Here is a 25,118-nt window from a genome sequence, read left to right on the forward strand (position 1 = left end):
TTATCAGTTATTACATTAAATAAATTTTTAGAAACAAAAAATATTTTAAATATTTTTGACTATAAAGCATTGATTTTATTTATAGTACTATTTGTTCTTTCTAATAAGCAGAAAAAACACCCTGCACTATATTTAGGAATAGGTGCAATAGTAGGTATAGTATTTGGACTTTAAATATGGAAGGAAATAAATATAGTGAATGAATTAATAGATTTATTAGATAAAGATATAAAAATATGTGAAGATACGTTAAAAGAAAATGATTTTTTAGAAATGGTAATTATAATAGAAGAATTACACAATAAATATAAAAATAATATAGAACAAATTTCTAATATAGAAAAAGATATAGTTTGGAAGTATAGTAAAAGCGATTTGCAAGTTATAGAAAATTGTTTAAAGGAATATAGAGAAAAATTAATAAAAGAAGAAAGTGAAAAAGATATAAATAAAAAGATAAAAGACCTTAAAGAAAAGATTAAAAATAGTGAAATTCTAAATAAAGAAGAAATTTTAAATACATTAGAAAATATAGAAACTATAAAAAATGAAGAAATAACATTAGATGAAAAATGGGGTAAATCAAAAGAATATTTATCATTTATTAAAAATCAAAATAGATATATAGCAATAGGATTTCTAGAAATACTAGAGTTTATAATTAGAAATTAATAGGAGGGAGTTATGGAAGATATAATCATAGAAACTAATAGGTTGAGTCTACGCGAAATAACTAAAGATGATTATAGAGATATTGCTAATATACTTCAAGATATTGAAGTAATGTATGCATGGGAAAAATCTTTTTCAGATGAAGAAGTCCAAGATTGGATAAATAAAAATTTAAAAAGATACAGTAATGAAGGATATAGCTATTTTTTAGCTATAAATAAAGAGAATAATAAAGTTGTTGGAGTAATGGGACCTTTAATTGAAAAAATAGACCAAAAAGAGTACATAGGAGTAGCATATATATTAAATAAAGAAGCATGGGGAATGGGATATGCAACTGAAGGTGTGAGCGCATGTATAGAGTATGCTTTTGATAAGCTTAATGCTGATAAAGTTATTGCACAAATAAGGCCTAATAACACTAATTCGTGTAATGTAGCAAAAAGATTAAACATGAAAATACAAGGTAAATATATAAAGGTATATGATAATAAGGAAATGGAACATTTAATATATTCAATTAAACATAGTGATTATTTAAAATGTAGTTATAAGAAATAGAGTAGATGTAACACATCTACTCTATTTTAATTTAGATATACAATTTATAATGTTTTAATTTTAAGATTAATACCTTAAGAAAGTAGGACTTTATAAATATAAAAAATGTATTTAATAATAGGATATTAGTTAATAACAATGAATATAATTTAAAATTATTAATTAAATTAGGGGGGATATAATGATAAGAAAATTAAATGAAAATGATAGAAAGATTACGATTAATTTTTTATCAAAACAAGCTGCTATTAATTTATTTATAATCGGTGATATAGAAAACTTTGGATTTGATAGTGAATTTCAAGAGGTCTGGGGAAGTTTTAATAAAGAGAATAATCTAAATGGAGTGCTGCTTAGATTTTATGAAAATTTTATTCCGTATTATGAAGATGAAAATATTGATATTGATGGATTTAAAAAGATAATATTTTCTAATAAAAATGCTAAGATAATTTCAGGAGAAAAGAGTATAGTAGATAATTTTTATGATGTATTTGAAAATAGCAAAGAAAAGAATAGTTATTTTTGTGAGATGGTTAGTTCTAAAAAATTATTATCATGGAGTAACAGTGTAAAAATAGCTTCTAAAAATGAAGCACAAGGTGTATATGATTTAATAGATACAATAAAAGAATTTAAAGATTCACTAAATCCTACAGTTAAACAACTTGTAAGAAAGATAGAAGATAAAAGTGGTCGTATATATTATATAGAAAATGAAAATAAAGAGATAGTGAGTGTAGCTCAAACAGCTGCTGAAAATAGTAAATCAGCAATGGTTGTAGGAGTTGCAACTAGAGAAGACTATAGAAATAAAGGATTATTAAGTAAATGTTTATCTAGACTATGTAATGATTTATTAAATGAAAATAAAACACTTTGTTTATTCTATGATAATCCTAAAGCTGGTAGAATATATCACAGATTAGGATTTGAAACTATTGGCAAATGGACTATGCTTATTAAAGAGTGATAATATTTCCTAGAAAGTATTGAAAATAATAAGTATATTATACTATGAAATATAGATAGAAACTACATTTACAATTCAAAAAATTTGCAATGGAAACTAATATATGGTATTATGGTATATAAAATAGTATATTTTGCAGAAACTAAGAGTGAGACCGATGTGCTCACTCTTTTGTTTTAAATACTAAACTTACAACTGAATAGGAGGGAAGAACATGAAAAGATCGATAGAAGCTACAATAGAAGAAATATTATCGCCAATAACTGATGCTAAAGGATTTGAAATTGTAGATATAGAATATGTTAAAGAAGCTGGAGAATATTATTTAAGAGTGTTCCTTGATAAAGAAGGAGGAATATCTTTAAATGATTGCGAAGCTGTTAGTAGAGAGTTAAGTGAAATACTAGACGTAAAAGATCCAATAAAGGATAACTACTTCTTAGAAGTATCTTCACCAGGACTTGATAGACCACTTAAAAAAGATAAAGACTTTGTAAGATACCAAGGTAGAGACGTTGAAATAAAATTATACAAGCCACTAAACGGTTCAAAACAATTTGAAGGTGAATTAGTTGGATTAACTGAAGATAAAAACATAAAAGTTATAATAGATGAAAATGAAGTTGAGTTTAACAAAAAAGAAGTTGCACTTGTTAGACTTGCTATAAAGTTTTAGTGAGAATTTAACAGGGAGGAAAAACAAATGAATCACGAATTTATGGAAGCTTTAGACGAATTAGAAAAAGACAGAGGTATAGATAAAGAGATACTTATAGATACTATAGAACAAGCACTTTTAACAGCTTACAAGAAAAACTTTGGTTCAGCTCAAAACGTTAGAGTTGAGTTTGACAGAGAAAGAGGAGATGTTAAAGTATTCTCTCAAAGAGTAGTAGTTGATGAGTCTGACTTATATGATACTTTCTTAGAAATAGAACTTAAAGATGCTAGAGAAATAAGCCCAAATTATGAATTAGGAGATATAATAGAAAATGAAGTAACTCCTATGGACTTTGGAAGAATAGCTGCTCAAACTGCAAAGCAAGTTGTTGTTCAAAGAATAAGAGAAGCTGAAAGAGAAATAGTATACAAAGAGTTTATGGATAAAGAAAATGAAATAGTTACAGGTGAAGTAGCTAGAGTAAACAAAAATATAGTTTATGTAAATCTTGGAAGAATAGAAGCTGTAATGACTCAAACTGAGCAAATGCAAGGAGAGAATTATAAAGCTGGACAAAAGATCAAGGTTTACATATTAGAAGTAAAGAAAACAAATAAAGGACCTCAAATAGTAGTTTCTAGAAGTCATCCAGGTTTAGTTAAAAGATTATTTGAATTTGAAGTACCTGAAATATTTGAAGGTATAGTTCAAATAAAATCTATAGCTAGAGAAGCAGGATCTAGAACTAAGATGGCTGTTAAATCAATAGATGAAAAGATAGATCCAATTGGGTCTTGTGTTGGACCTAAAGGTTCAAGAGTTAAAAATATAGTTGATGAGCTTGGAGACGAAAAAATAGATATAATAAACTATAGTGAAGATCCAGCTGAATTTATATCAGCTTCACTTAGTCCATCTAAAGTTGTAAGGGTTGACGTTAATGAAGAAGAAAAGTCTGCATTAGTTGTAGTTCCTGATTATCAATTATCATTAGCAATAGGTAAAGAAGGACAAAATGCAAGACTTGCAGCAAAACTTACTAACTGGAAGATAGATATAAAAAGCGAATCTCAAGCAAATGCAGAATAAGGAGGGATACCTTTGCAAAAAATAAAAAAAGTTCCTCAAAGAAAATGTATAGTTTGTCAAGAAAGAGAATCTAAAAAAGGGTTAATGAGGATTGTTAAAAACAAAGAAGGTCAAATCTTCTTAGATCCAACTAAAAAGGCAAACGGTAGAGGTGCATATATCTGTAAAGATAGTGAATGTCTAAAAAAAGCTATAAAAACTAAAGCTTTAAATAAAGCATTTAAAATAGAGGTATCAAGTGAAGTTTATGAAAATTTACTTAAGGAGCTTGAATCTTATGAATAAAACTACTGAAGCAAAAATATATTCTTTATTAGGCCTTGCAATGCGTGCAGGTAAGTTAGTCTCAGGAGATGATACAACACTTACTGAACTAAAAAAAGGATATGTTAAGCTTGTAATAATAGCAGATGATGCGTCAAATAATACACAAAAACTTTTTAAAGACAAAAGTTCTTTTAGAAGTATACCATATATAAATTTCTCTACGAAATTACAACTAGGGTTAGCTATAGGTAAGGCTCCAAGAGCTGTTCTTGGAATTAAAGATAGCGGATTTGCAAATAAATTAAAAGATTTAATGGAAGAACCAAAAATATAATAGGGGGTGATCTTGTGTCAAAAACAAGAGTATACCAAATCGCACAAGAGCTAAAAATGTCAAATGAAGATGTATTAGCTAAATTAAAAGAATTAGAAATAAATGCAGCAGATGAAAATTCTGAATTAGAAGAAGAAGAAGTTGAATTAGCTTTAGAAATATTAAAAGACGAAATAGCAGCTGCAAATGGAAACACTATAATAGTAAGTGGAAAGTTAACAGTTCAAGAGTTAGCTGAGAAATTAGATAAGTCTGCATCAGAAATAATAATGAAGCTTATGAAAATGGGAACAATGGCTACAATAAATCAAGAAATAAGCTTTGAAATAGCTTCACTTGTTGCAAGTGAATGTGGATTTGAATTAGTTGAAGGGTCAGCTAATGATGAAGAAGAGTTAGAAGCAATAGAAGCTTTAATAGATATAGAAGAAGATAAAGAAGAAGATTTAATTAAAAGACCACCAGTTGTTACTGTAATGGGACACGTTGACCATGGTAAAACTTCTTTACTAGATGCTATAAGAAAAACTAATGTAACTTCAAGTGAAGCAGGAGGAATAACTCAACATATAGGTGCCTCTGAAGTTATGGTAAATGGAGAAAAAGTAGTATTCTTAGATACTCCAGGGCATGAGGCTTTCACATCTATGAGAGCTAGAGGTGCACAAGTTACAGATATGGCAATATTAGTTGTTGCTGCAGATGATGGTATAATGCCTCAAACTGTAGAAGCTATAAATCATGCTAAAGCTGCTGAAGTACCATTAATAGTTGCTATAAACAAAATAGATAAGCCAGGAGCAAATCCAGATAGAGTTAAGCAAGAATTAGCTGATCAAGGTTTACTTGTTGAAGACTGGGGTGGAGATGTTATATCAGTTCCAGTATCAGCATTAAAAGGTGAAGGTGTAGATACTTTACTTGAAATGGTATTATTAGTTTCTGAAATGGAAGAATTAAAAGCAAATCCTAACAAGAGAGCTGTTGGTACTGTAATAGAAGCAGAACTTGATAAAGGTAGAGGACCAGTTGCTACTATCCTTGTTCAAGGTGGAACACTTAAAGTTGGAGACCCAGTAGTTGCAGGACTTGCTAGCGGTAAAGTAAGGGCAATGATAAACTCTAAAGGAAAAAGAGTTAAGACTGCTGGACCATCAACTGCAGTTGAAATATTAGGTTTATCAGAAGTTCCACAAGGTGGAGACCAAGTTATTGCAGTTCCAAATGAAAAAGCTGCTAGAAGTGTAGCTGAAAAGAGACAACAAATGGCTAGAGAAGAAATGTTAAAATCTAACCAAAGAATGAGTCTTGATGATTTCTTCAGCCAAATGGGTGATGCTGATGTTAAGGAATTACCAATAGTTATAAAAGCAGACGTTCAAGGATCTGCTCAAGCTGTTAAGCAATCTTTAGAAAAATTATCAAATGATGAAGTTGCAGTTAGAGTTATACATGGTGGTGTTGGAGCAATAAACGAATCAGACGTTATGCTTGCAACTGCATCTAATGCAATAATAATAGGATTTAACGTAAGACCAGTACCAGGTGCTGAAATGATAGCTAAAAAAGAAAATGTTGATGTAAGAAGTTACACAATAATATACAAAGCAATAGAAGATGTTCAAGCTGCTATGACTGGAATGTTAGATCCAGAATACAGAGACGAAGATACTGGTAAAGCTGAAGTTAGAGAAACATTTAAATTATCAGGTGTTGGTACAATAGCAGGATGCTACGTAACAACAGGTAAAATATTTAGAGGATCTAAAGTAAGAATAGTTAGAGACGGAATAATAATTCATGAAGGTCAATTAGCTGCTCTTAAAAGATTCAAAGATGATGTTAAGGAAGTTAATCAAGCATATGAATGTGGTATGAGTTTCGTTAATTACAACGATATAAAAGAAGGCGATGTAATAGAAGCGTACATTACTAAAGAAGTAGAAAGAAAATTAAAATAGATATAAAGAGGTCGATTTAAATGGCATCATATAACAGAACAAGAAGAATAGCTGAAGAAATAAGAAAAGTAGTAAGCACAATGCTTATAAGTGGAATAAAAGATCCTAGAATAACTTCTATGGTAAGTGTGACTGATGTTGAGGTTACAAATGACTTAAGTTATGCTTATGTATATGTAAGTATTTTAGGTGGAGACGAAGAATCTAGTTTAGTAGGACTTAAGAGTGCAGTTAACTATATAAGAAGAGAAGTAAGCAAGAATGTAAAGCTTAGACATACTCCACAAATAATATTTAAAGTTGATGATTCTATTAAAAAAGGTATGTATATGTCTGATTTAATAAGAAAAGTTAATGAAAAAAATCAAGAAGGATCTGTTGATAATACAGATGAAGAAAACAATGATAACTAATATTGATAATATTATAGACTATATAAATGGAAGTAACGACTTTGTCGTTACTTCTCATATTAGTCCTGATGGAGATAATATTGGTTCAACTCTTGCAATGTACTACTCTCTAATAAAATTAGGAAAAAACGTTTCTTATATACTAGATGATACTCCTCCACTAAATCTAAGATTTTTAACTAAAGATATAAACATACTAAAATCACAAGAAATAAATATTGAAAATTATAGCTTAATATCTCTTGATTGCGGAGATAGAAAAAGAATATGTGTAAGCGAAGAAATAAAAGCAAATGCAAAGAAAATAATTTGCATTGACCATCATGCTAGCAATGATTCTTATGGTGATTTTAACTATATAGATGTTGATGCATCATCAACTTGTGAGCTTGTTTATAATGTATTAGTAAGATTTAGTGAAGTTAATAATATTGATTTAATAGATGAGAAGATTGCTACATGCCTTTATACAGGTCTTGTAACAGACACAGGAAACTTCTCTTATTCAAATGCACATCCAAGTAGTTTTGATATGGCGAAAAACCTTTTGTTAAAAAATGCTCAAAAAGAAACTATAATACAAAATGTTTTCCAAAGTAATCCATATAATTATTATAAATTATTAGGAGAAGCTTTAAATACATTAGATATAGTTAATGAGAAAGTAGCTTGTATAAATATTACTAAAGAAATGCTAAAAAGAAATGTAATAAGCTTTAATGATGTAGATGGAATAACTTCATACACTAGAGATATAGATGGTGTAGAAATTGGCATACTTCTTAAAGAAAAGAAAGAAAATGAAGTAAAAGTTAGTTTAAGAGCTAAAAGCTATGTGGATGTAAGTTCTATAGCACAGAGATTTGGTGGTGGTGGCCATGTAAGAGCTGCTGGATGCACTATTTATGATAGTGTTGAAAATGCCAAGAAAAAAGTATTAGAAGCAGTATTAAAATCAATCTAGGGTGATGCAAATGAACAAAATAGTAAACATAATAAAGCCTACAGGGATGACATCTCATGATGTTGTAAGTGCTGTAAGGAAAATTTTAAATATAAAAAAAGTTGGACATACAGGTACCCTTGATCCAGATGCATCAGGGGTATTACCTATATGTATAGGAAAAGCTACAAAGGTAAGTGAGCTTATACTAAATAAGGATAAATCTTACATCTGTGAATTAACACTTGGTATAAATACAGATACTTATGACTCTTCAGGAGAAATATTAGAAAAATTTAATGTAAATGTAACTAAAGATGAAATAGAAAAAGCCTTTGATAGCCAAAGAGGAGAAATAGACCAATTGCCTCCTATTTACTCTGCGCTAAAAGTAAATGGAAAAAGAATGTGTGACTTAGTTAGAAGTGGAAGAGCTGATGAGGTAGTTTTAAAATCTAGACCTGTTAATATAAAAGAGCTTAAGGTATTAAGTATAAATAATAACAAAATAATGTTTTATGTAGTATGTTCTAAAGGAACTTATGTAAGAAGTATTTGTTATGATATAGGAAAAGAATTAGGGTGTGGAGGACATATGTCTTTCTTACTTAGAACATCATCAGGTAAATTTGACCTTGAAAATGGTATAACACTAGAACAACTAAGAGAATTTAAAGAAAATAATACTTTAGACAAACATTTATATGAAATAGACTATGTATTATCTAACTTTAACCATGTGGTAATAAATCCAAATGCTTATAAGTACTACGTTAATGGTGGAGTTATAGATGAAAGAAGATTTATAGAAAAAAGTTTTAAAGAAGAAGAAGAAATCGTAAGAGTTTATTGTGAAGGCGAGTTTTTGGGTACAGGACAATTAAGCAAAACAGATAACACTATAAATTTAAAAAGTGATAAATTATTTATAGTATAGAAAACATAACTTTAGTGGGGAAATCATTATGATTACTATAAAATCTATAAAAGAAATAGTAAATATAAAAAAAAGTGTTGTCACTATAGGTAACTTTGATGGTTTACATAAGGGTCACCAAGTATTAATAAAAAAAGCAGTAGAATCTGCTAAAAAAAGAAATATAGAAAGTATAGTATTTACTTTTGAAAATCATCCAGCAAATTATTTTGCTAAAACTCCTATAAAACATGTTATTACAAATGAAGAAAAGATAAAAAGGTTAAAAGATTTTGGTGTTGATTATGTAATAAGTATACCATTTGATGAATATATGACTAAAATATCAGCCCTTGAATTTGTAAAAGGCATTTTATTAGATAAATTAGGAGCTAAAAAAATAATAGTTGGACATGATTTTACCTTTGCTAAAAACAAAGAAGGAGATACGAAGCTACTAAAGAAATTATCAGATGAATATGGATTTGAAGTCGAAGTAATAATGCCTATAAAAGTAAATGATATAAGAGTAAGTAGCACATATATTAGAAATTTAGTAGCTCAAGGAAGTGTATGTAGCGTGAAAGAATATTTAGGGTATAACTGCGAAATAAAAGGCAATGTAATCAAATGCAAGCAACTTGGAAGGACAATAGGATTTCCAACAGCTAATATAGAAGTTGATAAAGATACACTTATTCCTAAAAATGGTATATATGCAACTAAAGTACACATTGGTGAAAAAGTATATTATGGAGCAACTAATATTGGTTATAATCCTACTGTAAATGGAGAAAAACTATCAATAGAAACTAATATATTAGAATTTAATGATGATATATATGGAAAAGATATTAAGATTGAATTTTTAGAAAGAATAAGAGATGAAAAGAAATTCTCATCACTAGATGATCTAAAAGGTCAACTTAAAAAAGACACTAACTATGTTTTTAAAAAGTATATTTGCAAAAATAAATAATCTATGATAATATAGACAAGTAAATTAACCTTTACTCGGCATTTAATTGCTCCAATTAGTGCTTAGTAAGAGGCGATTATAATAATTAATGGAGGTAACACAAATGAACAAAACTGAAATAATCAAAGAATTTGGAAGAAAAGAAGGAGATACTGGTTCTCCAGAAGTACAAATAGCTTTATTAACAGCTAGAATAAACGAATTAAACGGTCATTTAAAGACTCACAAAAAAGACCACCACTCAAGAAGAGGTCTATTAAAGATGGTTGGTAGAAGAAGAAACTTATTAGGATACTTAAAAGCAAATGACTTAGAAGGATACAGAGCGTTAATAGCTAAGTTAGGATTAAGAAAATAATAATTTCTTTATTATAAAGATTTCGTAAAAAATAACCTATTATGTAATTTTTAAAATTACTATATAGGTTATTTTTTTATTAAATACATTGATATAACTAAGGAAACACTATAGATTAAAGTTACAAAATACATAAAAATAAGCATATAGGAGCTATGTTTAATATGGGAAAAATATTAATAGTTTTAAGTACTATTGTAGTAATACTATCTATTTTAGTAAGTAACAGAAAAGATAATAAAAGATTAATAAAATCTATATATCAAACATTTAAAGAGATTAATAAAACATATAAGGAAATTTTCACACAAGGAAGTCTATTTATAAAGATAATGCACGGTGGAATATTCATTGTATCAGAAATATTAGTAATATTGATGGTTATAAAATCAGTGACAAAGTATTCTCTAACAAAGCAAACATTAGTACACTATTTATTTTCATTAGGATGTATAGGTTTAACCTTATTAATACTTCATTTGTCTATAGGATATATATTATTGATAACTACTGGTATACAAAAATTTATAGGCGACGTAGAGGATAAAGACTTAAAAGGGAAATTATTGCTAAGTTATTTTATATTAAGTGTATATTTTACTGTATTTTTATTTGACCCAACACAGTTTAAAGGTATTCATGTTATTGCATTAATTGGATTAGTTATATCGTATATAGTAAATTTAAAAATACTTATTAAGTTAATAAAAAATCCTATGCATATAAGAAATAAAAATAAAAATATAATTTCTAGTATAACTATAATTTCAATATTATTGCTATTTATGATTATATTAAATTTATTTTTAGCTACATGTTTAATAAATCAAATTTATCCAGAATCATTTTCAAATGTATCGAGCAATTTTGATTTATTTTATTACACAATAGTTACATTTACTACTGTAGGTTATGGAGATATAATACCTCTAACAGTACCTGCGAAGTTGATTAGTATAATAACGTCCATTACAAGTGTAATCTGTATTACCATATTCTTAAGTAGTGTATTATCGTATAAAGAGTGATAAAACATATTCATAGCTTTATCAAAAAATATAAAATGAAGCAATTTTTAAATTAAAATTTATTAAGAATGTAGTTTCTTATACTTTTTAGAAACTATACTTTTTGTTAAAATATATATTATTATTGGATAATTACATAAAATTAAGTTTATAATTAATAATTTTAGAGAATATAAAAGGTAAAAATGGTATAGATATAGAAATTAGAAATTTGTGTAAATTCTCTAAAAGTAATATAATAGTCAAGTATAGTAGGAGGGATTGATTATGAAAATAAAATTAATATGTGATAGTTTATGTGATGTGCCTAGTGAATTAGTAGAGAAGTATGATATAGATATAATACCTTTAAATATTATAATAGGAGAAAATGAATATAAAGAAGGCATAGATATTACTAATGATGAATTCTATAGAAGAATGAAGGAAGAGAAAGTCGTTCCTAAGACTTCTCAAGCTACATATATACAATTCAAAGAGGCTTTTGATAAATATGTAGGAGAATATCCTATAGTTTGTATAACTGGTTCATCAAAGTCTTCTGGAACTTATCAAAGCGCAGTAATGGCTAAAAATGATACTGAAGGTGAGATATATATATTTGATACACTTACACTTTCGTTAGGAAGTGCTCAATTTGTAGTAAAAGCTTGTGAGTTAATTGAAAACAACAGTGATATTACTCCAAAAGAAATCATAAATGGACTAGAAAGCTTAAGAAGTAGTGTAAGATTATACTTCTTACCAGATACTTTAGAGTACTTACAAAGAAGTGGTAGAGCATCTCTTGCAACAGCAACTATAGGTCAAATGTTAAATATAAGACCTTTATTTACAGTTGAAGATGCAAAGATATTTATACTAACAAAGATAAGAGGTAAAAAGCACATTGTACATACTATGGTTGATACTTTAATAGAGCAATACGATACATTAGAAGATAAAAATATAATAATCGGATGCGGAGCAAACTTGGGTGATTTTGAAACTCTTAAAAAAGAAGTTAAAGATAGAATAAAATGCAAAAATATTTATTTCACAAGAGGTGGAGCATGTATTTGTTCTCATACAGGACCAGATATATTAGCAATTAGTTGTTCGAACTAGAAAATGATTAAATTTAAAGGAAACAGTAAATAATAAATTAGACTAAAATGTATTATGATTCGTTTTGTATCTCAAAAATTCACAAGCATGACTTAGTATATGAGTTTTATGTTGTTAAATTATAGTATTTTTGATAAGATAATAAATAGAACTATAAATTCGGTTTTAAGCGACTGTGTCGGCGATATGAGCGAAGCGAATTTAATAAAGAGGAGGTACAAGCATTAATGTTTGAACATAAAATTTTCAAAATGGATTTTGCAGGAAGAGAACTTTCTGTTGAAATAGGAAAAATAGCTCAGTTAGCTAGTGGTAGTGCAATACTTACATACGGCGAAACTATGGTTATGGTTAATACTTCAAAATCAGCTCAACCAAGAGATGGAATAGACTTTTTCCCTCTAAGTGTTGATTATGAAGAAAAATTATATTCAGTTGGTAAAATACCAGGTGGATTCTTAAAGAGAGAAGGAAAGCCTTCAGAAAAGGCAGTTCTTACTTCAAGACTTATAGATAGACCGATAAGACCATTATTCCCTAAAGGATTTAGAAATGATGTACAAGTAGTTGCTACAGTTTTATCAGTAGACCCAGATTGTACTCCTGATATAGTAGCAATGATAGGTTCATCTGTTGCACTTTCAATATCAGAAATACCATTTAATGGACCTACAGGTTCGGTTTTAGTAGGTTTAGTTGATGGTGCATTTGTTGTTAACCCAACTGCTGAAGAAAGAGAAAAAAGTACTATGCATTTAGTAGTATCAGGAACTAAAGATGCTATAATGATGGTTGAAGCTGGTGGAGAAGAAATACCAGATACATTAATGCTTGAAGCTATATTATTTGCACATGAAGAAATAAAGAAAGTTGTAGCTTTCATAGAAGAAATAGTTGCAGCTGTTGGAAAAGAAAAGATGGAAGTGTCTCTTTTCAAAATAGATGAAGAAGTTGAAAAAGCTGTTCGTGAATTTGCAACTGCTGATATGAAAGAAGCAGTTAAAACTATAGAAAAGCTTGAAAGAATGGAAAAAATGGATGCTGTTAAACAAGCAACATTTGAGAAATTTGAAGATTTATTAGAAGAGTATTCAACTGATATAGAAGATACTCTACAAGCTATAATAAAAGAAGAAGTTAGAAAACTTATAGTTCATGAAAATATAAGACCGGACAACAGAAAGCCAGATGAAATAAGACCAATATGGTGTGATAATGGATTTATACCAAGAGCTCATGGTTCTGGACTTTTCACAAGAGGTCAAACTCAAGTTATGTCAATAGCAACACTAGGTTCAATTAGTGAAGCTCAAATATTAGATGGACTTGATGATGAAGAAAATAAAAGATATATGCATCACTACAACTTCCCTGCATACAGTGTTGGTGAAGCTAGACCATCAAGAGGGCCAGGAAGAAGAGAGATAGGGCACGGTGCATTAGCAGAGCGTGCAATAGTTCCAGTACTTCCTTCTCAAGAAGAATTTCCTTATGCAATAAGAGTAGTTTCTGAAGTATTAAGTTCAAATGGTTCAACTTCTCAAGGAAGTGTATGTGGTTCTACATTATCACTTTTAGATGCAGGTGTACCACTTAAAGATATGGTTGCAGGTATAGCAATGGGACTTATAAAGCATGATGATAAAGTTGCGGTACTTTCTGATATACAAGGTATGGAAGACCATTTAGGAGATATGGACTTTAAGGTTGCAGGAACTGAAAAAGGTATAACTGCTATACAAATGGATATAAAAATAGCTGGTATAGATGAATCTGTATTAAGAGAAGCCTTAACTCAAGCTAAGGTTGGTAGAATTCATATACTAAACGAAATGAAGAAAACTATAGATGCTCCAAAACCAGAGTTATCTAAATATGCTCCAAAGATAATAACAATGAGCATAAAGCCAGATAAGATAAAAGATGTTATAGGACCAGGTGGAAAAGTTATAACAAAGATAATAGAAGAAACTGGTGTTAAGATAGATATAGAACAAACTGGAGATGTATTCATAGCAGGTGTAGACCCTGAAATGTTAGCACTTGCACAAAAGCGTATAACAGATATAGTTGCTGAAGCTGAAGTTGGTCAAACTTATACTGGTAAAGTATCAAGAATAATGGCCTTCGGTGCATTTGTTGAAATACTTCCAGGAAAAGAAGGATTACTTCATATATCTCACATAGCACACGAAAGAGTAGCTAAAGTTGAAGATGTATTAAATATAGGAGATGAAGTAACAGTTAAAGTTACTGAGATCGATGAAAAAGGAAGAGTTAATTTATCTAGAAAAGTACTTTTACCTAAGCCTGAAAAAGCTGAGAAAAAAGAAGATAAATAATATAGATTAAAGACGAGAGTTTACTCTCGTCTTTTTTGTATATAAGTAAATTATATTTTATATAAATATAATTTAAGTAAAAATATATTATAAATTATTGACTTTATTTGCTTATATCATATATAATGAATATAGAAATGAAACATTGTTCCGAATTATGGAACAAATAAGAGAGGGGTTATTGATATGGATATAAGATATGCGAATCATCCAGCTGATTCAAAAAAATATGGAACACAAGAATTAAGAGAGCATTACTTAAAAGAAGAAATATTTACACCAAATTCTATTGGTTTAACATATAGTCATGTAGATAGAATCATATTTGGTGGAGCTATGCCAATAAGTGAAACACTAAGCTTAGTTGCAGGAAAAGAGATGGGTGTGGAATTTTTCCTACAAAGAAGAGAAATGGGAGTTATAAACGTAGGAGAAGATGGTGTAATAGTACTAGATGGTGTTGAATATGACATGAAAAAACATGATGGTATTTACATAGGTATGGGAATTAAAGAAATACTATTTAAATCTAAAAGTGCAGAAAATCCAGCTAAGTTTTATATAAACTCAGTACCAGCACATAAGGAATATCCAGTAGTTAAAATAAATATAGAGGATGCAAGACCAGTTAGATTAGGAGAAAATGAAAACTTAAATAAAAGAACTATATACCAATATGTTCATCCAAATGTATGTCAAAGTTGCCAATTATTAATGGGTATGACAATGCTAGAGCCTAATAATGTATGGAATACTATGCCGTGTCATACACATGAAAGAAGAATGGAAGTATACTTCTATTTTGATATGAAAGAAGATACAAGAGTAATCCATTTAATGGGAGAACCTACAGAGACAAGACATTTAGTAGTTGAGAATGAACAAGCACTAATATCTCCAAGTTGGTCAATACACTCAGGAGTAGGAACAAGTAATTATACATTTATATGGGGAATGTGTGGAGAAAACCAAACATTTGATGATATGGACCATGTAAAAATGTCAGACTTAAAATAAAAATAAAGGGGCTAAAGGAGAATATATTATGGGATGCTTAAATGATTTTTCAATGAACTTTTTCTCTTTAGAAGGAAAAGTAGCAATGGTAACAGGTGGAAATACAGGATTAGGTCAAGGATATGTAGTTGCTTTAGCAAAAGCAGGAGCTGATTTAGTAGTTCCAACTCATGATAAAAATTGGGATGAAACAAGAGAACTAGTAGAAAAATTAGGAAGAAAAGTTCATTTTGTTCAAGGCGATTTAACTAAATCTGAAGATAGAGAAAACGTTATTAAGGAAGCGATAGAAGTTTTTGGCAAAATAGATATACTAGTAAATAATGCAGGAACTATAAGACGAGCACCTCTTCTTGATTACAAAGAACAAGATTGGGAAGCTGTAATGGATATAAACTTAAATGCAGTATATTACCTAAGCCAAAAAGTTGCTAAAATTATGGCAGAAAATGGTGGTGGTAAAATAATAAACATTGCATCTATGCTATCTTTCCAAGGTGGAAAATTTGTACCTCCATATACAGCAAGTAAGCATGGAGTAGCAGGATTAACTAAGGCATTTGCAAATGAGTTAGCTGATAAAAATATTCAAATAAATGCTATAGCACCAGGATATATAGAAACAGCTAATACTGCACCTATAAGAGCAGATGAAAAAAGAAATGATGAAATATTATCAAGAATACCAACGGGTAAATGGGGTAAACCATTTGATTTAATGGGAGCAGTTGTATTCTTATCTAGTAAAGCATCTGACTACATAAACGGAACTATCTTGGCTGTTGATGGTGGATGGTTAGTAAGATAATTCTATATTAGAATCAAAGAACTATACTCACGTAAAGTCTAAAGGGTATAGTTTCTTTGTATTTAATAAATAAGGAGACTTTATAATGAATAATTTTACTTTACAAAGTGATATTAGAAATAATTTTAATTTCAATATGTATGCAAATAAAAATGAAATAGATGAAATAGCAAAATACTGCAAGGAAAAGTTTAAAGAAGAAGTACAAAATGTAATAAGAATAGCTGATGATGTTTCTAATAAGATATTTAAATTTGAATGGAAATGGGATATGGAAAGAACTTTTATACCATATAGATTTGAAGGTAATATAATTTGGGATAAAACTCCTAATGATGACCCAGAATGGATTTTTATGTTAAATAGACATAGATACTGGGTTACATTAGGTCAAGCTTATGTTCTTACGAAAGATGAGAAATATTCAAAAGTATTCATAGAACAAATAATTAACTGGATAAAAGATGTAAAACCTGTAGATGGGACAGATAAAACAACATGGAGGAGTATTGATACAGGCATAAGATGTGAAAATTGGATAAAAGCGTATACATACTTTAAAGATAGTGAATATATTACTCAAGAATTTAATGAAATATTTTTTAAATCATTAAAAGAGCATATCGATTATCTAGAAAAAAATTACAAAGAATCAGGAAAACTAAGTAATTGGGGAGTATTAGAAAATTATGGTCTATTAGTAGCTTCTGTATTTTTAGATAAATTAATAGATGATAATTACTATATAAATTTATCAATAGAAAGATTAAAAGAACAAATAAATCTTCAAGTTATGGATGATGGTATTCATTGGGAGCAATCACCAATGTACTTAAATGAAGTGCTTCATTGCTATTTAAGTAGTTTAATAGTATGCAAAATAATAATATACCATTACCTAAAGATATATTAGAAAAAACTAAAAAATTAGCTTATGCTGATTTATATATGAAAAAGCCAAATCATACTCAAATATGTCAAAGTGATAGTGATGATACTGATTTAAGAGATATGATTACTAAATCAGCTTATTTATTTAGTGATGAAGTATTAAAATTTGGTGGGTATGAAGAAATTGACTTTGAAAGTATATGGGATTTAGGATATAAGTCCGTACAAGAGTACAAGACTATAAATACTAAAACACCAGAATATTCATCGTATGCTTTTGAAGATAGCGGAAATTATTACATGAGATCTGGATGGGAAAGTGATGATAATTATATGTATTTCCATTGTGGAACTCTAGGTAGTGGCCATGGTCATGCTGATTTATTACATGTTAGTATATATGCAAATGAAGAAGATTACCTAATAGATCCAGGTAGATATACTTATATAGAAAGTGATGAGATAAGAGAATATCTAAAAAGTTGTAGCGCTCATAATACAACTACTGTTGATAATACAGATTTTACAGTGATAGATGGGTCTTGGGGATATAAAAAAGTGGCAACACCTATAAAGCACCCTTTTATAACTAATGATAATTTTGATTACTGTGAAGGATCTCACTTAGGTTATATAGATAAAGGTATATTTACAAATAGAAAAGTAATCTATATAAAGCCTAGTATATGGATATTGGTAGATGAATTCTATGGAGAAGGAGAACATGAGTATAAACAGTTTTTCCATTTTGCAAATGATATATATTTAGACGATAAGAAAACTATATGTAAAGGTAAAAATGGAAGTTTAATATTATATCATTTAAATAATTTAGAAAGAAAGATAGAAAAAACACCTATATCTTATCACTACAACATGTTAGAAAAACAAGATACATTAATAACAAATTATAAAAATACTGGATTCACATCAATTACAACTGTTATTTTAGCAAATAATTGTGAAAATGATGTACTTATAGAAAAAATAGAAGTTAAAAATTGTAATGGTAGATTATTAGAAGATTTAGAAGCCGAAGCTATAAAAATATCAGCTAAAGATAAAGTATATATAGTTTTAATTTGCCACAATGAAATATTTAAAGGTAAAAAATTATTAAAAGTAGATGGACATGATGTTTATGGGAAAGTTGTTTTAATAAGTGATATAGAAGGCAAGGTAAGTAAAGAAGTTATAAAATACTAAATACAAAGGGGGATTTATTATGAAAAAATTAAAGGTTTTAAATACATTAGAAAAATGCGGAGTTGTTGCAGTAGTACGCGGTAATACTAAAGATGTAGGTGTTAAAATATCTAAAGCGTGCATAGAAGGAAATGTAGGAGCTATAGAAGTGACTTATACTAATAAGTTTGCAAATGATATAATACGTGAGCTAGATGAAATATATGGAGATTATGATGATGTAGTAATAGGTGCGGGAACAGTATTAGATGAAGAAACAGCAAGACTTGCTATATTAGCAGGAGCTAAATATGTAGTATCGCCATCTTTTAATGAAGAAACAGCAAAACTTTGTAATAGATATATGGTGCCATATATACCTGGAGTAATGACAATAAATGAAATAATAAAAGCTCATGAAAATGGAGTTGATATAGTTAAGATATTTCCAGGAAGTGCATTTGGACCAGGATACATAGCTGCAATTAAAGGCCCTCTTCCTCATGCGAGTGCTATGGTAACAGGTGGAGTTAATTTAGATAATATAGACACATGGGCTAAGGCAGGAGTAGACTTAGTTGGAATAGGTGGAGAATTAAATAAACTTGGAGAAGCAGGTAAATTTGAAGATATAACATCTACTTGTAAGCAATATGTAGAAAAGTTTAAGAAAGCAAGAGGTCACTAGGATGAGAGTAGCTGGACTTGGAGAAATAATGCTTAGGTTATCTACAGATAAAGGAACGATGCTTTCAAGTACTAACAATTTAAATGTTAATTATGGTGGTGGAGAAGCCAATGTATTAATATCCTTATCTAAATTTGGAATTGATACAAGAGCAATAACTAAAGTTTCAAATGATGAAATAGGAGAGGCCATAATTGATTATTTAAGTAGTAAAAAAGTTGAAACTAAATTTATAACAAAAAGTGATAAAAGAACAGGAATTTATTTTTTACAAAGTGGTAGTGGAAATAGAACATCAAAAGTTATTTATGACCGTGCTGATTCAGCATTTAGTAATATGAGAGATGAAGACTTAAATATAGAAAAAGTATTAAATGAGGTTGATGTATTTCATTTCTCAGGAGTAACTTTGGCTCTTTCTGAAAATCTAAGGATATTAATTTTAAATATATTAAAATACTGCAAAAAAATAATATAATAGTAAGCTATGATTCTAACTATAGAGCTAAATTATGGTCTTTAGAAGAAGCTAGTAAGGCTACTTTCGAAGTACTACCATATGTAGATATATTATCAGTTGGGATTTTAGATGCCGAAAATATTTTAAATATGAGTTGTGAATATGAAGATAAATATGAAAAATTAAAATATTATTATGATGAAATAATAAGTCTATACCCAAATGTAAAGCACATTTTTTCTTCTATAAGAGAAAATGTATCTGTATCTGTAAATAAATTACAATGTAATTACTATAGTGATAATAAGCTATATTCTTCTAAAATCTATACTATAGATGATATAGTAGATAGAGTTGGAGGAGGAGATGCATTAACAGCAGGAGTTATTTATGGTATTTTAAATAATAAAAAATCAGAGTATATTACAGAGTTTGCAGCCTCGGCATCTGTATTAAAACATAGTATAAAAGGTGATGCAAACTTAGTATCAATAGAAGAAGTTGAAACTTTAATGAATCATGGCGTTGGAAAAATAGCAAGATAACAAAAAGAGATGTCCTAAAATTTTATTTTAAGGACATCCTTTTTATTTTAAATATAATAGATTAAAGATATTTAATTGTATTACTTATCTCCGTAGAAACCTTACCAAGAGGCTCTTTTAAATCAATAAGATCCTCAACTGTTGAATATATAATCAATCCAGTAACACTCATTGCTAACTCCATCTTTCCGCCGCTACCATATATAGGCATAGATATACAAATTATTCCAGAGTCGTATTCATGCTTATCAAGAGCATATCCTTTCTCTCTTACTTCATGAATTTCCTCTATAAATTCATCTATATTCTTTATTGTTTTTTGTGTGTAAATTTCAAAATTTACATCTTTCATTATTTCTCTGATCTCTTCATCACTATAATTTGAAAGTAATAATTTACCTGCTGCAGTACAATAACAAGGAGCTTTTTTACCAACTTTTGATGACATCACAAATGTTTTATTTGAATTTGTAGGCTCGATTTTATCTACATAGATAATATTAGTACGTGTATCATCTAATACAGAAAGGTGAACTGTTGCATCTACCTTATCTGCAAAACTACTAATTATAGGTCTTGATACCTTGAATATATCTGTATTTTTGCTTACGCAACTAGATAAGTATAATAGCCTGTACCCAAGATAGTACTGCTCTGTGTTTTTTGATTGAGTAACAAAGTCTCTAGATTTTAATGTTGAAATTAATCTGTGTACAGTTGCTTTACTTAATCCAAGAGCTTTAGAAATATCCGTAATTCCAGCTCCATTTGGGCACTCAGCTAAGAATTCTGTTATACTAAGAGCCCTATCAACTGATTGGACTAAATTATTATCGTTCATTATTTATCCCCTTAAAAAAATATTTATATTACTAAGATATACTATATAAGATTTTATTTAAAGAGTAAAGTTGCAAAAAAATAAAAAGAAAAAGATTGATAAATATACAACATAAAATAAAAAAATATATTCAAAATAATTGACAATGGTTTATATACCATTTATAATGGTCTTAAGAAAAGCGAAACGATGTTTCATAATATGGAACATGGAGGTTCGGGTTTTAAATTATATTATGGAGGTATGTCATGATTAAAGATATCAACATCGAAAAAATAGTAAAACATAATGTATTTAAGGAAAACGATTTTGTTACGAGGGAAGAAATTAAGTCAGCAATAGAGCAGTGTATAAAAAGAATTGAAAAAAATATGGATAAATTTGTGGAAATGTATCCTACTCCAGCTACATTTGACAACAAGTATAAAATTATAGACAATATAGAGTGGACTACGGGGTTTTGGACAGGTATGCTTTGGTTAGCATATGAATATACAAATGATCAAAAGTTTAAAAACTTAGCTGATAAAAATGTTGATTCATTTAAATATAGAATTGACAACCAAATAGAAGTAGACCATCATGATATGGGATTTTTATATAGTTTATCATGCGTTGCATCTTATAAATTAACTGGTAATGAAAACGCCAAAGAAGCAGCTATTAAAGCGGCAGACCAGCTAATAGGAAGATATCAAGAAACAGGGCAGTTTATACAGGCATGGGGAGAACTTGGAGCCAAAGATAACTACAGATTAATAATAGATTGTCTATTGAATATACCATTACTTTATTGGGCTCATAGCGTTACAGGAGAAAAGAAGTATTATGATATAGCGTTTAAACATTATACTACATCATGCAATAACGTTGTAAGGGATGATGCATCAGCATTCCATACATTCTATTTTGATAATGAAACAGGAAAACCTCTAAAGGGAGTAACAAGACAAGGATACAGTGATGATTCTTCTTGGGCAAGAGGCCAAGCATGGGGAGTATATGGTTTACCTTTAAATTATAGATATACTAAAAATGAAGAATGCTTTAGATTATATAAGGGAGTTACAAACTACTTCTTAAATCGTCTTCCTGAGGATAACGTTTGTTTCTGGGATTTAATATTTAACGATGGAGATGATCAATCAAGAGATTCGTCAGCTGCTGCTATAGCAGTATGTGGTATGCATGAGATGAACAAATATTTACCAGAAGTAGATGAAGATAAAGAAACTTATAAATATGCAATGCACACAATATTAAAATCTTTAATTGATAAATATGCTACAAAAGAAGATGATGATGTAGATACATTATTGCTTCATGGTGTTTACTCATGGCATTCAGGAAAAGGTGTTGATGAAGGTAACATATGGGGAGATTATTTCTATCTAGAAGCATTGATAAGATTTTATAAAGATTGGGAATTATATTGGTAATAAAAATAAAAAAATATAAAATAAGGGGTGTTTATTATGGGTATACCAGATATAAAAATGATGAGAATTGATGAAAGATTAATACATGGGCAAGGGCAAATGTGGCTAAGTGCACTAGGAGCTAACTTAGTAATAGTAGCAGATGACGAGGCAAGCACTAATAAAATGCAACAAACATTAATGAAAACAGTAGTACCATCATCAGTTGGAATGAGATTTTTCTCTATAGCAAAAACTTGTGAAGTAATACATAAAGCAGCACCACATCAAAAAATATTTATAGTGTGTAAAAGTCCTGAATCAGCGCTTAAGTTAGTTGATGGTGGAGTACCTATAAAAGAAATAAATATTGGAAATATACATAATCAAGATGGAAAAGAAAAAATAACTAGATCAATATACTTAGGTGAAGATGACAAAAATGCACTAAGAACACTAAGAGATAAGCATGGTGTTAAATTTAACACTAAAACAACTCCAATTGGTGGAGATGGAGCAGTTGAAGTTGATATAAATAATTACTTATAAATTTTTATACTAGGGGGATAAGGTAATGGAAATCGGAATATTCCAGTGTGTACTTATTGGTTTATGGACAGGAATTTGTTTAGGCGGTCAGTTATTAGGAATATATACTAACCGTTCATTAGTACTAGCAACAGGCGTTGGTTTAATATTAGGAGATTTACCAACTGCATTAGCTATGGGAGCAGTTTCAGAAATAGCATTTATGGGATTTGGAGTTGGAGCAGGTGGTACAGTACCTCCTAATCAACTAGGGCCTGGTATAGTAGGGACTTTAATGGCTATAACATTAAAATCTTCAGGAATGAACCCAGAAACAGCACTTGCATTATCAATGCCATTTGCTGTAGCATTCCAATTTATAATCACAGCAACATATACAGCTATGTCAGGTATACCAACAGCTGCAAGAAAAGCTTTAGAATCAAAACATTTCAAGAAATTTAGCTTCTTATCTCACTTATCATTTTGGGCATTTGTAGTAGTAGGATTTATAATAGGATTTGCAGCTGCATTTAGTGTTGAAGGAGCTCAAAGTTTAATAAGTATGATACCAGTTTGGATAATAGATGGATTCTCTGTAGCAGGTAGAATGCTACCAGCAATAGGGTTTGCTATGATACTTAATGTTATGGTAAAAAAAGAATATACTGCATTTGTTGTGTTAGGATTTGTTGCAATTACATTCTTCCAATTACCAGTTATAGGAGTAGCATTCTTAGCATTAGTATTTGCGCTATATGATTATCATAATAAGCCAGTGGTAGCAACAGTAAATCAAGTAGAAAGCTCAGAGGAGGATTATTCAGATGGAATCTAAAAAAAACCCAGTATTAAAACTAAAAGATTATTTAATAGTAGCATTTAGATCATTTTTCTTACAATCAGCTTTTAACTACGGAAATTATCAAGGGCTAGGATATGCTAACGTTATGCTACCAGCTTTAAAGAAAATATATGCAAATAATGAAGATCAATTAAAGCAATCAGCAATAGAAAACATAGAATTCTTTAACTCAAACCCTCAGACGTTACCGTTTATAACTAGTATACATTTGGCGCTACTAGATAATGGTGAAAGTGCTGAAAATGCTCGTTCAATTAAAATGGCTCTAATGGGACCTTTATCGGGAATAGGTGATTCATTCTTCCAATTTGGTTTAGCACCATTATTTTCAAGTATAGGCGCAGGTTTAGCTGCAGAAGGATTAATACTAGGACCAATACTATTCTTCTTAGGTATAAATGCATCTTTAATAACGACTAAGGTTTTAACTGGATACTATGGATATAAATTAGGTACTGAGTACATAGAATCATTAAGTGATAAGATGGCAAGTATATCAAGACTTGCAGCTATAGTTGGTATAACAGTAGTATCAGGTCTTGCAGTATCATTTGTAAAAATTACGATTCCGCTTAAGTACTCTGCAACTTTACCAGATGGATCTGTTAATGAAATAGCTTTTCAAACAATCTTAGATAAAATAACACCAAACTTATTACCAGCATTGTTTACATTATTTATATTCTACTTAGTTAGAAATAAAAAATGGAATGTATATCAATTATTAGCTTTAACTCTAGCTATAGGTATGATTGGATCAGTAGTAGGGGTAATAGCATAAGAAGGAGTGTAATATGTATAATATATTAATAGTAGGACATGGGAATTTTGCAACAGGTATGAAATCAGCATTTGACTTATTGCTAGGAGATAGTGATAGAGTTTATGCTCAAGATCTTTCAGAAGATATAACTCATGAAAAATTTGAAAATATAGTAACTGATTATTTAAATAAACATGATCAATTAATAGTATTTGCAGATTTGATGGGGGGAGCTCCAAGTCAAATAGTAACAAGAAAAATAGCAGAATTAGCAAGATCAAAAGAACAATTTGTAGTATCAGGAGTATCTTTAGGAATTATGATTGATATTGCGACTAACATATTAGTATTAAATGATGAAGATAATATGTTAGATAAGATAAATAATTCATTAGATTTGGTAAGGTCTACTATGGGAGTTATGAGTCTTTGTGACTTTGAAAATGAAGAAGAGGATTTAGAATGTGAAGATATGATATAAATTTTATATTCATATTAATTAAGG

The 25,118-nt window shown here is 29.2% G+C and carries 27 protein-coding genes and 1 pseudogene; 27 read left to right on the top strand and 1 reads right to left on the bottom strand.

Features of this window, described 5'->3' with window-relative positions; genetic code table 11:
* Window positions 1–195: 195 nt before the first annotated feature.
* The 22 genes and pseudogenes from JWF52_RS09560 to JWF52_RS09665 all read left to right on the top strand — a co-directional run bounded on the left by JWF52_RS09560 (window position 196) and on the right by JWF52_RS09665 (window position 20,198).
* Window positions 196–672 carry a hypothetical protein gene (locus JWF52_RS09560; protein ID WP_208333350.1) on the top strand — a complete coding sequence of 159 codons (477 nt, stop codon included), beginning with the start codon at window positions 196–198 and terminating at the stop codon, window positions 670–672.
* A gap of 12 nt (window positions 673–684) precedes the next feature.
* Entirely contained in the window at window positions 685–1,233 is a 549-nt protein-coding gene (locus JWF52_RS09565; protein WP_208333351.1) for a GNAT family N-acetyltransferase, read from the top strand.
* A gap of 181 nt (window positions 1,234–1,414) precedes the next feature.
* A complete protein-coding gene (locus JWF52_RS09570; RefSeq protein WP_208333352.1) occupies window positions 1,415–2,206 on the top strand; it encodes a GNAT family N-acetyltransferase in 792 nt (263 codons plus the stop codon).
* 214 nt (window positions 2,207–2,420) lie between these two features.
* Entirely contained in the window at window positions 2,421–2,882 is a 462-nt protein-coding gene (rimP, locus tag JWF52_RS09575; protein ID WP_208333353.1) for a ribosome maturation factor RimP, read from the top strand.
* A gap of 27 nt (window positions 2,883–2,909) precedes the next feature.
* The gene (gene nusA / locus JWF52_RS09580; protein WP_208333354.1) at window positions 2,910–3,956 is read left to right on the top strand and encodes a transcription termination factor NusA; all 1,047 of its coding nucleotides are present in this window, start codon (window positions 2,910–2,912) and stop codon (window positions 3,954–3,956) included.
* Between the two features lie 12 nt (window positions 3,957–3,968).
* Window positions 3,969–4,241, top strand: a complete 273-nt coding sequence (gene rnpM / locus JWF52_RS09585) for an RNase P modulator RnpM (protein WP_042272856.1) — start codon at window positions 3,969–3,971, stop codon at window positions 4,239–4,241.
* Window positions 4,234–4,557: a L7Ae/L30e/S12e/Gadd45 family ribosomal protein gene (locus JWF52_RS09590; RefSeq protein WP_208333355.1), complete on the top strand. Its 324-nt coding sequence runs from the start codon at window positions 4,234–4,236 to the stop codon at window positions 4,555–4,557. Before rnpM ends, JWF52_RS09590 begins: the two co-directional genes overlap by 8 nt.
* A 14-nt stretch (window positions 4,558–4,571) precedes the next feature.
* On the top strand, window positions 4,572–6,518 hold the full coding sequence (gene infB / locus JWF52_RS09595; RefSeq protein ID WP_208333356.1) for a translation initiation factor IF-2: 1,947 nt from the start codon (window positions 4,572–4,574) through the stop codon (window positions 6,516–6,518).
* 20 nt (window positions 6,519–6,538) lie between these two features.
* On the top strand, window positions 6,539–6,931 hold the full coding sequence (gene rbfA, locus JWF52_RS09600; RefSeq protein ID WP_208333357.1) for a 30S ribosome-binding factor RbfA: 393 nt from the start codon (window positions 6,539–6,541) through the stop codon (window positions 6,929–6,931).
* A complete protein-coding gene (locus JWF52_RS09605) occupies window positions 6,909–7,895 on the top strand; it encodes a DHH family phosphoesterase (RefSeq protein ID WP_286184082.1) in 987 nt (328 codons plus the stop codon). The genes rbfA and JWF52_RS09605 overlap by 23 nt, the downstream gene beginning before the upstream one ends.
* A 10-nt stretch (window positions 7,896–7,905) precedes the next feature.
* Window positions 7,906–8,811, top strand: a complete 906-nt coding sequence (gene truB / locus JWF52_RS09610; RefSeq protein ID WP_208333358.1) for a tRNA pseudouridine(55) synthase TruB — start codon at window positions 7,906–7,908, stop codon at window positions 8,809–8,811.
* 28 nt (window positions 8,812–8,839) lie between these two features.
* A complete protein-coding gene (locus JWF52_RS09615) occupies window positions 8,840–9,769 on the top strand; it encodes a bifunctional riboflavin kinase/FAD synthetase (protein WP_208333359.1) in 930 nt (309 codons plus the stop codon).
* Between the two features lie 103 nt (window positions 9,770–9,872).
* Window positions 9,873–10,127 carry a 30S ribosomal protein S15 gene (gene rpsO, locus JWF52_RS09620; RefSeq protein ID WP_286184083.1) on the top strand — a complete coding sequence of 85 codons (255 nt, stop codon included), beginning with the start codon at window positions 9,873–9,875 and terminating at the stop codon, window positions 10,125–10,127.
* A gap of 164 nt (window positions 10,128–10,291) precedes the next feature.
* Window positions 10,292–11,155 carry a potassium channel family protein gene (locus tag JWF52_RS09625; RefSeq protein WP_208333361.1) on the top strand — a complete coding sequence of 288 codons (864 nt, stop codon included), beginning with the start codon at window positions 10,292–10,294 and terminating at the stop codon, window positions 11,153–11,155.
* A gap of 267 nt (window positions 11,156–11,422) precedes the next feature.
* A complete protein-coding gene (locus tag JWF52_RS09630; protein ID WP_208333362.1) occupies window positions 11,423–12,262 on the top strand; it encodes a DegV family protein in 840 nt (279 codons plus the stop codon).
* Between the two features lie 227 nt (window positions 12,263–12,489).
* Window positions 12,490–14,604, top strand: coding sequence for a polyribonucleotide nucleotidyltransferase (locus JWF52_RS09635; protein ID WP_208333363.1), 2,115 nt, complete (start codon window positions 12,490–12,492; stop codon window positions 14,602–14,604).
* Window positions 14,605–14,790: 186 nt separating this feature from the next.
* Entirely contained in the window at window positions 14,791–15,621 is an 831-nt protein-coding gene (kduI, locus tag JWF52_RS09640; protein ID WP_208333364.1) for a 5-dehydro-4-deoxy-D-glucuronate isomerase, read from the top strand.
* Between the two features lie 28 nt (window positions 15,622–15,649).
* A complete protein-coding gene (gene kduD / locus JWF52_RS09645; RefSeq protein ID WP_208333365.1) occupies window positions 15,650–16,429 on the top strand; it encodes a 2-dehydro-3-deoxy-D-gluconate 5-dehydrogenase KduD in 780 nt (259 codons plus the stop codon).
* An 85-nt stretch (window positions 16,430–16,514) separates the two neighbouring features.
* A complete protein-coding gene (locus JWF52_RS09650; protein WP_208333366.1) occupies window positions 16,515–17,342 on the top strand; it encodes a heparinase II/III family protein in 828 nt (275 codons plus the stop codon).
* Complete coding sequence (locus tag JWF52_RS09655) at window positions 17,303–18,526, top strand: heparinase II/III family protein (RefSeq protein WP_208333367.1); 1,224 nt, start codon at window positions 17,303–17,305, stop codon at window positions 18,524–18,526. Before JWF52_RS09650 ends, JWF52_RS09655 begins: the two co-directional genes overlap by 40 nt.
* A gap of 19 nt (window positions 18,527–18,545) precedes the next feature.
* Window positions 18,546–19,193, top strand: a complete 648-nt coding sequence (locus tag JWF52_RS09660; protein WP_208333368.1) for a bifunctional 2-keto-4-hydroxyglutarate aldolase/2-keto-3-deoxy-6-phosphogluconate aldolase — start codon at window positions 18,546–18,548, stop codon at window positions 19,191–19,193.
* 58 nt (window positions 19,194–19,251) lie between these two features.
* A pseudogene (locus JWF52_RS09665) lies at window positions 19,252–20,198 on the top strand (PfkB family carbohydrate kinase).
* Between the two features lie 61 nt (window positions 20,199–20,259).
* On the opposite strand, the gene JWF52_RS09670 reads toward JWF52_RS09665, so the two are convergent.
* On the bottom strand, window positions 20,260–21,039 hold the full coding sequence (locus JWF52_RS09670) for an IclR family transcriptional regulator (protein ID WP_208333369.1): 780 nt from the start codon (window positions 21,037–21,039) through the stop codon (window positions 20,260–20,262).
* Between the two features lie 248 nt (window positions 21,040–21,287).
* Here JWF52_RS09670 and JWF52_RS09675 point away from each other — a divergent pair, with 248 nt between their 5' ends.
* The 5 genes from JWF52_RS09675 to JWF52_RS09695 are packed head-to-tail and all read left to right on the top strand — an operon-like array spanning window position 21,288 to window position 25,094.
* Window positions 21,288–22,478 carry a glycoside hydrolase family 88 protein gene (locus tag JWF52_RS09675; RefSeq protein WP_208333370.1) on the top strand — a complete coding sequence of 397 codons (1,191 nt, stop codon included), beginning with the start codon at window positions 21,288–21,290 and terminating at the stop codon, window positions 22,476–22,478.
* A gap of 36 nt (window positions 22,479–22,514) precedes the next feature.
* Window positions 22,515–23,006, top strand: coding sequence for a PTS sugar transporter subunit IIB (locus tag JWF52_RS09680; protein ID WP_208333371.1), 492 nt, complete (start codon window positions 22,515–22,517; stop codon window positions 23,004–23,006).
* A 25-nt stretch (window positions 23,007–23,031) separates the two neighbouring features.
* The gene (locus JWF52_RS09685; RefSeq protein ID WP_208333372.1) at window positions 23,032–23,823 is read left to right on the top strand and encodes a PTS mannose/fructose/sorbose/N-acetylgalactosamine transporter subunit IIC; all 792 of its coding nucleotides are present in this window, start codon (window positions 23,032–23,034) and stop codon (window positions 23,821–23,823) included.
* The gene (locus JWF52_RS09690) at window positions 23,813–24,631 is read left to right on the top strand and encodes a PTS system mannose/fructose/sorbose family transporter subunit IID (RefSeq protein WP_208333373.1); all 819 of its coding nucleotides are present in this window, start codon (window positions 23,813–23,815) and stop codon (window positions 24,629–24,631) included. The genes JWF52_RS09685 and JWF52_RS09690 overlap by 11 nt, the downstream gene beginning before the upstream one ends.
* A 13-nt stretch (window positions 24,632–24,644) precedes the next feature.
* Window positions 24,645–25,094 (top strand): PTS sugar transporter subunit IIA, encoded by a 450-nt coding sequence (locus JWF52_RS09695; RefSeq protein ID WP_208333374.1) that lies wholly within the window; start codon window positions 24,645–24,647, stop codon window positions 25,092–25,094.
* Window positions 25,095–25,118 lie beyond the last annotated feature (24 nt).

It is taken from the genome of Clostridium sp. CCUG 7971 (assembly GCF_017590215.1).
GTDB lineage: Bacteria > Bacillota > Clostridia > Peptostreptococcales > Peptostreptococcaceae > Faecalimicrobium.